Origin of the sequence: Streptomyces davaonensis JCM 4913 (assembly GCF_000349325.1) — a bacterium.
In the GTDB taxonomy this organism is placed as follows: Bacteria; Actinomycetota; Actinomycetes; order Streptomycetales; family Streptomycetaceae; genus Streptomyces; species Streptomyces davaonensis.
The window spans coordinates 1,027,431-1,042,033 of record NC_020504.1; the positions used below are offsets into that span (position 1 = coordinate 1,027,431).

Genomic DNA, 14,603 nt, shown 5'->3' on the forward strand with positions numbered 1-14,603 from the left:
GCCACCGTGCGGCCGGTGACATCGCGGGACGCATGATGGCAAGCGAAGTCGACACCCGCCCGGCAGTCCCTGCCGCTTCGCGCGCGCGTGAACTGTCGCGCAGGCCCTGGCTCGTGCCGCTCCTCGCCGTCCTGCTGCTCGCCCAGATGGCCGTGGCGATGGTGACGACCGCCGTGCGGCAGACGCCGACCATCGACGAGCCCGTGTACGTGGGGACGGCCGCCGTATACCTCCATGAGCACAGCCTGCGCCTCAACCCCGAGCATCCCCCGCTGGGCAAGCTGGTCGTGGCGGCCGGGGTGGCACTCGCCGATCCGCGCCACGACGCCTCGTTCGAGGGCGACCAGGGACAGGTGGGGCGACATCTGCTGTACGCGTCGGGCAACGACCCCTGGCGGCTGATGCTGTTCGCCCGGCTGCCGGTGATCGTGCTGACGCTGCTGTTCGGGCTGGTCGTGTTCGCCTTCGCGCGCGAACTGGCCGGTCCGGCGGGCGGGTTGATCGCCCTGGCCCTGTACTGCTTCTCCCCCGATCTGATCGCACACGGCTCGCTGGCCACACTGGACGTGCCCGCGGCGGGCTTCCTGCTGACGTCGGTATGGCTGCTGTGGCGGGCCCGCACGCGGCCCCGGCTGTACCTCCCCCTGGCCGGGGTGGCGCTCGGTGCGGCCGTGGCCACGAAGATGTCCACCCTGCCGGCGGTGCCGGTTCTGATGGGGCTGGCTGCCTGGTCGGTGTGGCGGGCGACTGCGGCGCCGGGGCGAGGCATCGCGCTACGGCGGGCCGCAGCAGGCGCTGCCGTGGTGGCGCTGACCGCGGTGGCCGTCGTATGGGCCACGTATCTGATGGTGGATCCGCGGCTGCGCTGGGCGCCGGAGCAGCCGGTGCCGGTGGTGCGCGGGCTACGGGGCCTGGCCGTCGAGCTGTTGCCGTTCCCGGAGGCGTACCGGGACGGGATGCGGGTCCAGTTCGCCTTCGAGAACCACCCGTGGCAGGGCTTTCTGTTCGGGCGGCTCTACACGGGATCGCTCTGGTACTACCTCCCCGCCGCGCTGCTGGTGAAGACCCCCCTCGGCATGCTGGCGCTGTGGGCCGCGGGCGTTGTGGCGGTCGTGGCGGTACGGCGGTTGCGGCCCGCGGCGCCCTATCTCCTCGTCCCCACGGCCCTGTTGCTGGCCGCGGCCATGGAGGGCTCACGGGACTTCGGGACGCGGTACGCGGTGTTCGTGCCGATGTTCCTGGCGGTGGCGGCGGGATGCCTGGTGGCCGTGGGAAGGGGGCGCTTCCGGGTGCCCTTGGTGGCCGTGCTCGTGGCGTTCGTGGCCGTCAGCTCGCTGCGGACGTTTCCCTACTATCTGCCGTACTCCAACGAGGCGTTCGGCGGGCCCGCGAAGACGCACCTGCGGCTGCACGACGCGGCCGTGGACTGGGGCCAGGACCTCGGCAGGCTGGCGGACCGGCTGCGCGAGGAGCGGTACCGGGGCGAGCGGATCTGGCTCGTGTACAAGGGCAGTGGTGTGCCGTCGTACTACGGCATCGAGGCCGCCGACCCGCGGAAGGTGCCCGCGCGGGAGGTGCATGGGCTGCTGGTCGTGTCGGACAGCTCGGTGGCCAAGGCGACCGGCCGGCTGGCCGAGTTGATCGACAGCAGTCGTCCGATCGATACGGTCGGCCACTCGATCACCATCTATCGCCGCTGATCGTTGCGATCTCTTCCCCAGGTCACGCGCGGCACAAGCTCCGGATGCGTCCTCAGCCACCGCTCCGCTCACTTTCAAGCTCCTGGTCAGCACGGTGTGTGAGCTATGTTGAGGCACTGTGGAAGACAAAGGAGGCGCACCGGTGCCATCGCCGCAGCAGGCACGCGCACAGGCATCCGCGATCACCTCGGGAAAGACCGCTCCGGAGGCGGAGGCTTCCCCGACTTCCCAGCTCCGAGTGCTCTTCGACGGTCCGCATCTGTCCCCGGGACAGCGCCGTATCGCGCAGTACCTGATCGAGAACATCACCGAGGCCGCGTTCCTGTCGATCACCGATCTCGCCGAGCGGGTCGGGGTCAGTCAGCCCTCGGTGACCCGCTTCGCCGCGGCGGTCGGCTTCACCGGTTACCCGGCACTGCGGGAGAAGCTCCAGGCCATCGCGCTCGGCGCGCTCGCGGGCGGCCCGGGGGCCGAGGAGAACAGCAGCAACGAGCTCCAGGCAGCCGTCGACGCCGAGATCGACAACCTGGAGAACCTGCGGCGCGACTTCGGCGACCCCGACCAGGTGATCGCCATCGGCCGGGAGCTGTCCCGGTCGACGCCGCTGACCATCCTGGGCCTGCGCATCTCGGCGGCCCTGGCCGAGTACTTCGCCTACGCCGCCCGCCGTATCCACCCCGACGTCCGCCTGGTGACGCGGGGCGGCAGCGTCGCCTACGACGCGCTGCTCCAGTCCCGCGAGGCGGGCGGCACCTGGGTGCTGGCCTTCTCGATGCCGCGGCACGCCCAGGAGACGCTGACCGCGGTGCGGGTGGCGCGCAGTGCCGGGCTGCGGATCGCGCTCGTCACCGATCTGGCGCTCGGTCCGATCGCCGACGCCGCCGACGCCGTCTTCGCCACCGGCACCGGATCCCGGCTGGTCTTCGACTCCTACGCCGCGCCGGGCGTGATGGCCGCGGCACTGCTCCAGGCCATGACCGACGCGGACCCCGAGCGTACGCAGGCCCGGCTGGAGGAGTACGAGCACATCTCCGATCAGCACCAGTTCTTCCTGCGGGACTGACCCCCGCCACATCCGCCAAACCGCATCACAGGGGCAACTTCCACCCTCTTTCGAGCATGAATGTTTTCATACGTCTTGCAAAGCGGACGGCATATATAAATACTTCTCCACGCCGCACCAGCCCGCAGCAAGCCGACGGTCCGCTCACGCGCACGACACCCCATCCGTTGTGCGCACCCAGTCGGCCCCGCGGGCTCCGCGACGGGCACTCTCAGCCGCCGTCTCCTACCCGCGTCGGCGCCGAGGGTGTTCGGCCGGGCGGCCCCGGTCATCCCCTAGGCCGGGGCCGCCCCGACCTCGTCGGACCACCCCTCACGACGCCGCACACCCGGAAGCGAGCACCATGGCAACCCTGACGACCACGCGCATCACCTCGGACTGGCCGTGCCAGGTCAAGACGCCGGGCACCTACGACTGGGAGCGCTCGGCGGCCAAGTGGCTGCGCGAACTGGTCCCGGCGCGCTACGCCAGCTACCCCGCGCTGATCCGGCACCCCGTCCTGCTCGCCCGCCATGCGCAGATCCAGGTCCAGCAGGAGATCCGCGTCGCCCGTACCGCGCTCCAGACCGCCCGCGCCGACCTCCCCGCCCTCGGCATGCCCGAGTCGGTCATCGAGCACACGATCAAGCTCTACGCGGCCGAGGTCATGCAGCTTCAGCACATCGCCCGAAGCGTGCGGGCGGTGTCACAGGCGCTGGTCGAGCGCCGCTGAGCGCGGGCGCGGTGGCCGTGCGGCCATCGGGCGACTGTCACTGAACTCGGCGAGCCGGAGCCCGTCGACGCCGCCGCTCGTCAGTCGTCGTGCCGGTGGAGCCAGTACCAGACGGCACCCACGGTCAGGGCCAGCAGGAAGAGGACGGGCAGCACCAGGCCCGGGACTCGGGAGCCGTTCATCGGAGAGAGCCTTCGGATCGGAGCGGGCCGGGCGCCGGGTGCGCGGCCCGCACACCCATGGTGACGCCCGGTGACGCAGCGTTCGCACCGCTTTCCGCACCCCTTGCCCGGCGTTCGAAGGACCGGCCGACCGGTCCGCGTCAGCCGCTCACGCTGGTGTTGCGGGACTCCAGCGAGCGGCGGGTGTCGTTGCCGTAGACGCCGGTCTCGTCGCCGCTGATGCCGTACCAGAGCTGGAAGCGGGCCACGGCCTCCCTGAGCGTGGCGTCATAGACGCCGCTGGCGGAACCGGCCGTATAGACGTCCGGGACGGCCAGCAGACGCTGCTGAAGCTCGATCACCTCGGGACCGCTGTCGCCTTCGCGCAGGGTGCCGGGGCCGTCCGGGTCGGGGGCGTTGGGGTCGGAGACGCCCCCGTCCGTCGGGGTTGGGGGCGGGGTGGGGCTCGGCGAGGCCGTCGCGGGAGGTGCGGGCGCAGCCCCCGCCTCCGGGCCCTCTTCCTCGTCCCGCGGCAGGAACAGGGCGGCGCCGAAGCCGAGCAGAGCCGCGGCGGTCACGGCGACCGCGACGGTGACGCGGGGCTGGGCGCGGGTATTCCGGGGCCGGCCACCGGGATCGGGGGTGACGGCGGGGACGGGCGGCAGTTCCTGGGTGTCGGCATCCGAGCCATAGGGCGGGTCGGGCAGCGGGACGGGCTCGTAGGGGCCGGAGTCCTCGGCCGGCTCGCGGAACAGGTCGGCGAGGGCGTCGGTGCGCCGCGGGCGCAGGACTCGGGCCGGTTCGAGGGGTGGGCCGTTGTTCTCCACGTTCGGTTTCCTTCCGTCCCGTGCGCAGGGGGCGAAATCACTCCGATGAGTGATACGGGGCCGTCACCCCGGGAGTTCAGGCATCCCCTCACCACCAAACGATCGATACGCTCAATTCGGCCAAAGTTATTGAGCGTTTGATCGATGCCGTGCTAGAAACCGCCGTCATGACGACTCGTTGGTCACGTCGCGGCTTTCTGACCGCGAGCACAGCAAGCGCTCTCACCTTCACCCTCCCCACCCCGGTCGGCGTCGCCGCCGAAGAGCGGGCCGCCGAGGACGCGGACGAGTTCGCGACCCTCCGCGCGAAGTGGCGCACGCTCATCCTCGGCGAGGGGTTCAGCCCCACCGCCGAACCCTTCAAGAGCCGGCTCGCCGAACTCGGCAGCACCGCCGGCCAGTTGCGCTCCACCATGGCACCGGCCGCCGGATCCCTCTGGCCGGACCTGGTGTACGCGGACCCCGAACCCGACACCGATCAGGAGTCGTACGGCTACTCGGGCAACCTCAACTCCAGCTACAACCGGCTCAACACGCTCGCCCAGGCGTACATCCAGCCCGGCACCGGACTCACCGGCGACAGCACGCTCAGGACGGCCGTTCTGACCGGACTCGATCACCTCCACAGCGAGGTGTACAACGAAAACCAGACCCGCTACGGCAACTGGTACAGCTGGCAGATCGGCGCCCCGCAGGCGCTGCTCGACGTCTGTGTCCTGATGTACGACTCGCTCACCGCCGCGCAGATCTCCGACTACTGCGCGGCGGTGGACCACTTCGTGCCCGATTCGGCGGTCGCCGACTACACCGGGACCAGCACCGGCGCCAACCGGGTCGACCTGTGCCGGGTACTGGCGCTGCGCGGCATCGTCGGGGGCAGCTCCGCGAAGGTGGCGCTCGCCCGGGACGCCCTCTCCCCCGTCTTCCCCTATGTCAGCAGTGGGGACGGGCTGTACACCGACGGATCGTTCATCCAGCACAGCACCGTGCCCTACACCGGCTCCTACGGCTCGGTGCTGCTCGGCGGGCTCGGGATGCTGTTCGCGCTGCTCAACGGGTCGACCTGGGCCATCACCGGCCCCAAGCGGCAGATCGTGTTCGACGCGGTGGAGAACGCGTGGGCGCCGTTCCTCTACAACGGCCTGGTCATGGACGGGGTCTCCGGCCGGGCGATCAGCCGGGGGCTGTCCGCGTCCGACAGCAAGCAGATCCAGCAGGACGATCACCTGCGCGGTCATCCGATCCTCGCGTCGATCGTTCTGCTCGGACAGGGCGCGAGCACGACCGAGTCCGCTCGTTGGCGCGGGCTGGTCAAGGGCTGGGTGCAGCGCGACTACTACAGCCCGCCGATGAGCAACCCCGCGATCGGTCTGCCGCACCTGGCCCGGCTGAAGTCGCTCCTGGACGACACGACGATCACATCGATCGCCGAGCCGACCGGTCACCGCCTGTTCACCAACATGGCCCGCGCCACCCACCGCAGACCCGGCTGGGCCGCCTCGCTGAGCATGGCCGACCGCAGGATCACGTACTACGAGACGGGCAACGGCGAGAACCTGCGCGGCTGGCACACCGGTTCCGGACTGCTCTACTGGTGGGGCGACACCTTCGGCAACGGCCAGTACAGCGACGCCTTCTGGCCCACCGTCGACCCCTGCCGGCTGCCCGGCACCACCGCCTCGCGCAAGGTGCTCGCGGACGCGGCCGGCGGGGACTGGGGCGCGTCGCTGCCCGATGTGAACTGGGTGGGCGGCACCACCGACGGGCAGCGGGCGGCGATCGGCCAGTATCTGAAAGGACTTCAGTCCACGCTGCTGGCGAAGAAGTCGTGGTTCTTCCTCGACGACACGGTGGTCTGCCTCGGCGCGGGCATCCGCTGCACCGACGGCACAGCGGTCGAGACGACCGTCGAGAACCGCAATCTCGGCCCCACCGGCAACAGCCCCTTCACGGTGGACGGCACCACCAAGCCCCTCGCCTACCCCTGGTCGGAGACGCTCACCGGCGCGCGGTGGGCGCACATCGGCGGCCACGGCGGCTATGTCTTCCCCGGCGGGGCGAGCGTCAAGGCGCTGCGCGAAACACGCGAGGGCCGCTGGAGCGACATCAACAAGGGCGGCTCGACCACCGCGCTGAACCGCAAGTACCTGACGATGTACGTCGACCACGGCACCGACCCGACCGCCGGCACCTACGCCTATCTGCTGATGCCGGGCGCGACGGCGGCGCAGACCCAGGCGCGGGCCGCCGCCACCGGCTGGGTGAGCGTCCTCGCCAACACCGACGACCAGCAGGGCGTGACCGTTCCCTCGCTCGGCTTCACCGGGGTCAACTTCTGGTTCGGCGGCACCGTGGGCGATCTCGTCGCGAGCGCCCCGTGCTCAGTGATGATCAATGAGCGCGCCGACGGCACCGCGGTGATCTGCGTCAGTGAACCTCTTTCATCCTGAATAGTTGCAGGTCATGAGTGTGTGGATGGCTCGGACGATGGTGCCGATGCGCCGGGTTGAACATCGGGCTCGTCGTAACAGCCGCCAGGACTTCAGCTGTGCGAAGGCGCGTTCTCCCGGAGCCCGCAGCCGGGCATGGTCACGGTTGAACTGCTGGTAGTGCTCGGGCTGTTCGTGGTGGTGGTAGTAGGGGGTGCGGAAGGTGGCGCCGGCGCCCTGGTAGGCCCGGTCGGCGAGGACCAGGATCTGCCGGGTGAGGCAGGCTTGGACGATGCCGTGCGCGCGGGCCGCGGTCAGGTCGTGCGTGCGGCCTGGTGTCGCGCGGGAGAACCACAGTGGGGTGCCGTCCGGGCGTGCGACGACCTGGACATTCATGCCGTGCTGCTTGTGCTTCTGCGAGTAGTACGGCTGGTCCGCGGCGATTCGGTCGGTGGGGATGAGCGTGCCGTCGACGATGACGAAGTCTCCTTCGCCCAGCCCGGTGAGGGCCTCGTGCAGGCCCGGCGCCCAGGAGGCCAGGACTTCGAGTGTCTCGTCGACGTAGCGCCAGGCCGTCGCCTCCGACACCCCGAACCCGGCACCGACTTGTGCGAACGTCTCGTTCTTCCGTAGATGGGCCAGCGTCAGCAGGGCTTGCTTGAAGCAGCTCAACTTCCGCCAGTGTGTGCGAAGTTCACGCCTTCGGGTGTAGATGAGCCAGGAGACGTGCTCGACCAGTTCGTACGGGACATCGAGCATGGAAGGATACGGAACCAACGAAGCCCCCCGGCCGTCGGCGTGTTGAGTGAGATCACCACACCAACGACGAGGGGCTTCGGCACGTCACCGCACCTGACCAGCCCACTTCATCCCCACGGCACAGGATGAAAGAGGTTCACTGAGACGGTTTTACCCGACGGCACCCTCCTCGCCACCACCAGCGACGACGCGTGGAAAAGAGCGGGAGGACACGCCGAGAAGCCCTCACCGGCAATACGGGCTGCGACGAGGCGTAGTTATTGCTACGCCTGGAGCGAATTAACGTTCAACAACATTGGAATTGCAGGTTCCTCACTCCCGACATAGACTCAAAGTCCAGCCGGATCACGTCCGTTGACGAAACAACGAGGCACCCCGTGTTCCTCCTCGGATGCTGGAAGAGGCCCGGCTAGGAGCACGCGGCAGGCGATAAGCCGATGGACATTCATCCATATCTGGTCAGGGATTGCCGATGGACACGAACTATCGTTCTCGGGTCGCATTCCGCATAACCACGGCAGCGACGGCAGTGAGCGCCGCGTGTTGGGGTCTAGGCGGCTCGACAGAAGCGGCACCAATGACGCCGGTGAGTGATGCCTACCACGAGATCCGCGTCGAGCACTCCAACATGTGCCTAGACGTTGGGTATCAGGCTACACACCATGGCGCAGGAGTAGTCCAAGCCAACTGCACTGGCGGAACCAACCAACAGTGGAAGCTCGAACCCCTGGGTGGAGACCGCTTCTCGATCAAAGCACAGCACTCCGATAAATGCCTTGACGTCAGATGGGCTAGTCTCGCTCACGGAGAACATGTAATTCAGGCGAATTGCACCGGAGCCGCAAATCAGGCTTGGGGCTTCTTCGGTGGACCGGGATACGAGCTCAGGTCTGACGGAAAATACATGCCAAGGTCCTACGAATTTTACAAGCTCGTTGCTCTACACTCCGGTCACTGCCTCGACGTAAAGAATCTCAGCCTGGCGAATGGCGCATCCGTCATTCAAGCCCAGTGCTGGGCACCGGGAAACAATCAGAAGTGGCGTGTGATGCCCTATTGATCCGAAACTCAATCGGTTCTATTCGAGGATGTAGCGGACGTGCGGGCCGCCGAAGTAGCCGCGGACGATATGTGGCTGACGTTGGCGGCGGTGGAAGAACCTGCGGGTCTCGGCGGCGAGTTGGGCCTGGTCGCGGGCCCGGCTGTGCATGGGCAGACTCCGTTTGAGGTCGGCGTTGACCAGCTCGTCGGGATTCAGCTCCGGCGAGTACGACGGCAGGAAGTGCAGCTCGATCCGGTCCGGATGATCGGCCAGCCAAGCGCGGACCTTGCGGGATCGGTGCGCGGAGTGACCGTCCAGGACGAGGTGCACCTTGTGGTCGAAGTGGCCGACGAGCCGGTCCAGGAAGCGGCACATGACGTCGGCGTCGAAGGTCTCGGTGAACACCATGAAGTGCATGCGGCCCTTCGTGCTGATCGCGGACATCGCGTTGACGGAGAACCGGTTGCCCGTGCGGTGCACGACCGGTGTGCGGCCCCGCTCACCCCAGGTGCGGCCGGTGACCTGGTCGGAACGGATGCCGACCTGATCGGCGAAGAGCACCTCCCCGCCCTCGGTCTTCGCCTTCGCGCGGATCGCCGGCCAGGTCTCCTCCCGCCAGACGCGGACCGCTTCCGCGTCCTGCTCGACGGCCCGCTTGTCCGGGCGCTGGAACGACAGGCCCCAGCGGCGCAGGTACTTGCCCACCCCCTGTTCGGTCAGCCGCACCCGGTACAGCTTCGCGATCAGGCCCCCCACTCCCGCGCGCGTCCACAGCTGCCCGGCCAGCCCCAGGTCACAGGGGCGGTGATCCAGAACCGCCTGCCGGATCGCCTGCTGCTCGACCGCGTCGAGAACCTGATGCTCGCCGACCCGGCGTCCACGCGGCTGAGCCACGAGCGCCTCGCGCCCGCCGGCCAGCCACTTCGCCCACCAATTGTCCACCGCCTTGAGCGAGACCCGGAACACCGCCGCGACATCCTCACGGTCCCGGCCCGCCACCAACGCGGCCACCGCTCGCAGTCGAAGGGCCTCCTGAGCCGACGGCGACAACTGCCTTGCGTCCCCCACCAGTTCACTCACGCAGGGATCAACGACCCAGAACATCTACCGTTTCGGATCAATAGCGTACATAGCCCGCATCCGCAAAGGCATGGCAGGTCAGATGGCCCCAAAGTCAGGACCATTTCCACACGCCGTCAGCACTTCCGCCGCACGGGGCCCGGACTCGCAGCACCGGCACCGTAACCCGCCCCCTCCCTGCGGCGATTCCGCCCCCGGCGAGCGCCGCCACCGCACCCGGTAGCGCGCGGGAGCGGGTTAGTTCGCCGCCTTGGCCCAGTGAACCTCTTTCATCCTGTGCCGTGGGGATGAAGTGGGCTGGTCAGGTGCGGTGACGTGCCGAAGCCCCTCGTCGTTGGTGTGGTGATCTCACTCAACACGCCGACGGCCGGGGGGCTTCGTTGGTTCCGTATCCTTCCATGCTCGATGTCCCGTACGAACTGGTCGAGCACGTCTCCTGGCTCATCTACACCCGAAGGCGTGAACTTCGCACACACTGGCGGAAGTTGAGCTGCTTCAAGCAAGCCCTGCTGACGCTGGCCCATCTACGGAAGAACGAGACGTTCGCACAAGTCGGTGCCGGGTTCGGGGTGTCGGAGGCGACGGCCTGGCGCTACGTCGACGAGACACTCGAAGTCCTGGCCTCCTGGGCGCCGGGCCTGCACGAGGCCCTCACCGGGCTGGGCGAAGGAGACTTCGTCATCGTCGACGGCACGCTCATCCCCACCGACCGAATCGCCGCGGACCAGCCGTACTACTCGCAGAAGCACAAGCAGCACGGCATGAATGTCCAGGTCGTCGCACGCCCGGACGGCACCCCACTGTGGTTCTCCCGCGCGACACCAGGCCGCACGCACGACCTGACCGCGGCCCGCGCGCACGGCATCGTCCAAGCCTGCCTCACCCGGCAGATCCTGGTCCTCGCCGACCGGGCCTACCAGGGCGCCGGCGCCACCTTCCGCACCCCCTACTACCACCACCACGAACAGCCCGAGCACTACCAGCAGTTCAACCGTGACCATGCCCGGCTGCGGGCTCCGGGAGAACGCGCCTTCGCACAGCTGAAGTCCTGGCGGCTGTTACGACGAGCCCGATGTTCAACCCGGCGCATCGGCACCATCGTCCGAGCCATCCACACACTCATGACCTGCAACTATTCAGGATGAAAGAGGTTCAGTGATCCCATGCGCATGCGCACGAGCCTGACCCTCACCTGGAACCGCGCCGTCGCCTCGGTGACGTCCGAACCGGCCACCGTCACCTCGGCGACGACCGGCTCCTCCCTGGCGCTCACCTTCGGCGACCTCAGCACCACGGCGGGCGCCACCCAGCGCGTCACCGTCAGGCTCGGCTGAACATCCCGTGCAGGGACGCCTTCATCGCCGTTACGAAGGCGTCCTTTCGCGGCGCGTCGAGGGCGTCCAGGGACAGATACGGGTTGAGGTCCTCCAACTCCACCAGCAGCAACTCCCCGCCGGGGGCGCGGCAGGCGTCGACGCGCTGGATGCCGTGGCCGATGCCGTTCCAGTCGATGAAGCGCCGGGCGAACTCCAGGTCGGCGCCGGTGGGTTCGTAGGGCCGGAGCTCCCAACGGCGGTCCGGGTGCGGGGCGTTCAGGGCGTACTGGAAGTGGTGGTCGACGAAGTAGAAGGAGACCTCGTAGGCGAAGTCGACGCACGGCTGGACGAGGACGCTGCCGTCGGCCAGCTCGCGGGCCCGGTCCCCGCTGACGATCTCCAGGCCTATCGAGTCGGCGCCGAGCTTCGGCTTGACGACGTAGCGCTCGGCGTCGGGCAGCCGGGGCAGGTCCTCGGGCCGGTCGACGGTCGGGATGACCGGGAAGCCCTCGGCGGTCAGGTCGAGCAGGTACTGCTTACCCGCCATGTCAGCGCGCCCGGTCAGCTCGTTGTAGACGAGCGCCCCGCGCTCGGCCGCCCGCCGGCGGAAGGCGTCGTAGTCCTCCTGGTACGCCAGCACAGGACCGCTGTTGCGGACGACGACGGCGTCGAAGCCGTCCATGAGCGCGACGGTGTCCCGCGGGTGGCACAGGGCGAGGTCGAAGTCCTCCCGCAGGGCGGCGGTGAGCTGGATGTCCTCGTCGCAGTAGCGGCGCCCGCGGGCCGGATAAGCCAGGTCGGTGACGTAGAGCAGGCTGCGGCGGGCGGTCGGCATACGGGCTCCTCGGGGCGGGCGGGAGGTGATCGTATGCAGGCCCGCCCGCACCGAACAAATGTCGGGTTACGACGTCACAGTCCCGCCGCCCACAGCTCCCGCCTGCCGATTCCCGCGAGGCGCCGGCGGACCGTGCATCGGGGGCCCGGCTCGATGGGCGTGTAGGAGGGGACGGCCAGGACGCGGCAGCCCGCGGCCTCGGCGGCGGTGACGCCGGTCGGCGAGTCCTCTACGGCAAGGCAGGCGGCGGGGTCGACGCCGAGCGCCCGGGCGGCGGCGAGGTAGGGGTCGGCGGCCGGTTTGGTGCGCGGGGTCTCGCCCTCGGCGACCGTGGCGCGGAACCGGTCGTGGCCGAGCGTTTTCAGGACCGCGTCCACGACCGGGCGGGAGGACGCCGAGACGAGAGCGGCCGGGATGCCGAGGCCCTGGAGCAGGTCGAGGAGTTCGAGAGCCCCGGGCAGTGGGGCGGCCTCGCGCTGGATGGCGGCGAAGAACCGGTCTTCGAGGTCTGCTGCGAGGGTGTGCGGGTCCTCGGGATGCAGCAGGGCGGCGGTGTCGGCGGCCGAGCGGTCGAGTGCCGGGAAGAGGGCGTCCGGTTCGATGCCCGGCACGGCCTCGCGGACCGTCCGCAGCCACAGGGACTCGGTGTCGACGAGCGTGCCGTCCATGTCGAGCAGCACGGCGTGCGGGGCGGCCGCGAAGGGCGTTCCGTCGAGCGTCCAGTGCCGGTCGGGGTGGCGGCCGAGCGCGGCGAACACCTGGGCGGCGACATCGACGTGGCGCAGGCCCCTGGCCGGTGCGCCGATCCCGGGTCCGGCGGCGGCGAGCCACGCCGTGCGCTCCGTTTCCGTACGGCCGCCGTGGCCGCCCGCGTCGACGTGGCCGTGGTCGGTGACGACCAGCACGGTCCACTGTTCGTCGGGGTACGACGGCCGGGAGCGGACCGCCTCCAGCAGGCGGCCGAGGCGGGCGTCGGCCCGGCGGATCGCGGCCTCGTAGGGCTCGCCGCAGCCGAGGAAGTGGGCGGTCTCGTCGGGTGCGCCGAGGTAGACGAAGGAGGCGGCCGTGTCGTCGGCGGGGTCGGCGAGGAGTCGTACGGCCGCGTCGGTGATCTGTTCGTCGCAGTGTTCCCAGGCTTCCGGTGTGTCCTCGGTGGGTGAGATGTACACGGACCGGGAGGGGGCGGCGAAGAGGGGGCCGCCCGCGTGGGCCTGCATCAGGGGCTGCCAGCCCGCGGCGACGAAGGTGCGCAGGCCGCCCTGGGCGGTGAGGCGGGTCGCGAAGTCCGGGAAGACGTCCAGGCGGTGGCCCGTGAAGTCGTTGCTCCACACCCCGTGCCGGGCGACCGTGACACCGGTGACGACGGTCGCCCAGCACGGGCCGGACATGGTGGGCGTCTGCGCGTCGACCTCCACGGGACGGAGGAAGCCCTCGGCGGCCAGCGTGTCCAGGTGCGGGGTGGGCAGCCGGTTCAGGGTGTCGAGGCGTACGCCGTCGATGCCGACGACGAGGACGCGGTGGGCCGGGGCGGGCATGAAGGTCCTTTCCTGCGGCGGGTGTTCACGCCGAGCGGGCGGCGCTGCTCGGCTCGGTCGGAGCAAGTCGGCTCAGGCCGAGCGGATCAGTTCGTCGGGGGCGACCTCGTGGGCGAGGGGCAGGCCCTGGGCGTAGCGGGCGACCTCGTCGACGGCCCAGTCGGTCATCCGGCCGAGCTCGTTGCCGAGGGAGCCGGCGATGTGGGGGGTGAGCAGCACGTTGGGCAGCGTGTAGAGCGGTGAGTCGGCCGGGGGTACGTCCGGTTCGGTGACGTCGAGGACGGCGTGCAGGCGGCCGGTGACCAGGTGTGCGGTGAGCGCGTCGGTGTCGACGAGGTCGCCGCGGGCGGTGTTGACGAGGGTGGCGCCGTCCTTCATCAGGGCAAGGCGGCGGGTGTCGAACATGTGGTGGGTCTCGGGGAGTTGGGGCGCGTGGATCGACACCACGTCGCTGTGCCGGACCAGTTCGTCGAGACCGGCCGGCTTCACACCGAGGGCGCGGGCCCGGTGGGCGTCGACGTAGGGGTCGTGGAGCAGGACGTCGAGGTCGAAGGGGCGCAGCAGTTCGATGACGCGGCGGCCGATGCGGGAGGCGCCGACGATGCCGACGGTGCGGTGGTAGTTGCCGTGGCCGCTGTAGTACGGCAGCAGGTCGGGGCGGGTGCGGGTGGCGGCGTAGGTGTGGGCGACGTCGAGAACGCGTTTGCCGGCGAACAGGATGGCGGCGAGGGTGAATTCGGCGACGGGCAGGGCGTTGGCGGCGGCCGCGGAGGAGACCGCGATGCCGCGGCGCCAGACGGCGTCGGTGACATGGTGCTTGACGGAGCCCGCTGCGTGCACGACCGCGCGCAGCCGGGGCATCAGGGTGAGCGCTTCCTCGGTGAGGAGGGGGGCGCCCCAGTGGGTGAACAGGACTTCTGCGGAGGCGAGTTCGCGCGGGTCGGTGGTGGTCAGGTCGGTGACGGCAGTGGTGGTGTCGGCCTGGGCGACGGTGTGCAGGCGGCTCAGCGCGGTCTCGGTCTCGGCGTCGGCGAGGAGCTGCCGGTGGATCTGGGCGCCCATGGCGAGGAGGGTGTGCGGGCGGGGGGCGTTCAAGGGGGCGGTGTTCAGGGGGGTGCCTTCCGGTGCGTTGAAGGGGGCGCCG

The 14,603-nt window shown here is 69.6% G+C and carries 10 protein-coding genes and 3 pseudogenes; 7 read left to right on the plus strand and 6 right to left on the minus strand.

What is annotated here, in order from left to right; all coding sequences use genetic code 11:
• Positions 1-35: 35 nt before the first annotated feature.
• The 3 genes from BN159_RS04545 (at position 36) to BN159_RS04555 (ending at position 3,475) form a co-directional block, all read left to right on the plus strand.
• On the plus strand, positions 36-1,700 hold the full coding sequence (locus BN159_RS04545; protein WP_015655731.1) for a phospholipid carrier-dependent glycosyltransferase: 1,665 nt from the start codon (positions 36-38) through the stop codon (positions 1,698-1,700).
• Positions 1,701-1,842: 142 nt separating this feature from the next.
• Complete coding sequence (locus BN159_RS04550; protein WP_015655732.1) at positions 1,843-2,763, plus strand: MurR/RpiR family transcriptional regulator; 921 nt, start codon at positions 1,843-1,845, stop codon at positions 2,761-2,763.
• A gap of 343 nt (positions 2,764-3,106) precedes the next feature.
• On the plus strand, positions 3,107-3,475 hold the full coding sequence (locus BN159_RS04555) for a hypothetical protein (RefSeq protein WP_015655733.1): 369 nt from the start codon (positions 3,107-3,109) through the stop codon (positions 3,473-3,475).
• A 322-nt stretch (positions 3,476-3,797) separates the two neighbouring features.
• Here BN159_RS04555 and BN159_RS04560 read toward each other — a convergent pair whose 3' ends face one another.
• Positions 3,798-4,463: a peptidoglycan-binding protein gene (locus tag BN159_RS04560; protein WP_015655735.1), complete on the minus strand. Its 666-nt coding sequence runs from the start codon at positions 4,461-4,463 to the stop codon at positions 3,798-3,800.
• 167 nt (positions 4,464-4,630) lie between these two features.
• On the opposite strand from BN159_RS04560, the gene BN159_RS04565 reads away from it, so the two are divergent.
• Positions 4,631-6,913 (plus strand): polysaccharide lyase 8 family protein, encoded by a 2,283-nt coding sequence (locus BN159_RS04565; RefSeq protein ID WP_041818815.1) that lies wholly within the window; start codon positions 4,631-4,633, stop codon positions 6,911-6,913.
• Here the strand turns inward: BN159_RS04565 and BN159_RS04570 are convergent.
• A pseudogene (locus tag BN159_RS04570) lies at positions 6,905-7,710 on the minus strand (transposase family protein). The gene BN159_RS04565 and the pseudogene BN159_RS04570 overlap by 9 nt on opposite strands.
• Positions 7,711-8,228: 518 nt before the next feature.
• Here BN159_RS04570 and BN159_RS47695 point away from each other — a divergent pair.
• Positions 8,229-8,711, plus strand: coding sequence for an RICIN domain-containing protein (locus BN159_RS47695; RefSeq protein ID WP_408055035.1), 483 nt, complete (start codon positions 8,229-8,231; stop codon positions 8,709-8,711).
• Positions 8,712-8,729: 18 nt separating this feature from the next.
• Here BN159_RS47695 and BN159_RS04575 read toward each other — a convergent pair whose 3' ends face one another.
• Positions 8,730-9,773 carry an IS630 family transposase gene (locus tag BN159_RS04575; RefSeq protein WP_197541366.1) on the minus strand — a complete coding sequence of 348 codons (1,044 nt, stop codon included), beginning with the start codon at positions 9,771-9,773 and terminating at the stop codon, positions 8,730-8,732.
• A gap of 339 nt (positions 9,774-10,112) precedes the next feature.
• On the opposite strand from BN159_RS04575, the pseudogene BN159_RS04580 reads away from it, so the two are divergent.
• Positions 10,113-10,918 (plus strand): annotated as a pseudogene (locus BN159_RS04580) (transposase family protein).
• A gap of 9 nt (positions 10,919-10,927) precedes the next feature.
• A pseudogene (locus BN159_RS43645) lies at positions 10,928-11,107 on the plus strand (hypothetical protein); the annotation flags it as partial.
• On the opposite strand, the gene BN159_RS04585 reads toward BN159_RS43645, so the two are convergent.
• From BN159_RS04585 to BN159_RS04595, 3 genes are all read right to left on the minus strand, one after another.
• Positions 11,094-11,924 (minus strand): ATP-grasp domain-containing protein, encoded by an 831-nt coding sequence (locus BN159_RS04585; RefSeq protein ID WP_015655739.1) that lies wholly within the window; start codon positions 11,922-11,924, stop codon positions 11,094-11,096. The pseudogene BN159_RS43645 and the gene BN159_RS04585 sit on opposite strands and share 14 nt — an antisense overlap.
• Before the next feature lie 74 nt (positions 11,925-11,998).
• A complete protein-coding gene (locus BN159_RS04590) occupies positions 11,999-13,459 on the minus strand; it encodes an HAD-IA family hydrolase (protein WP_015655740.1) in 1,461 nt (486 codons plus the stop codon).
• A gap of 72 nt (positions 13,460-13,531) precedes the next feature.
• A complete protein-coding gene (locus BN159_RS04595; protein ID WP_051113624.1) occupies positions 13,532-14,521 on the minus strand; it encodes a hydroxyacid dehydrogenase in 990 nt (329 codons plus the stop codon).
• Positions 14,522-14,603: the final 82 nt, after the last annotated feature.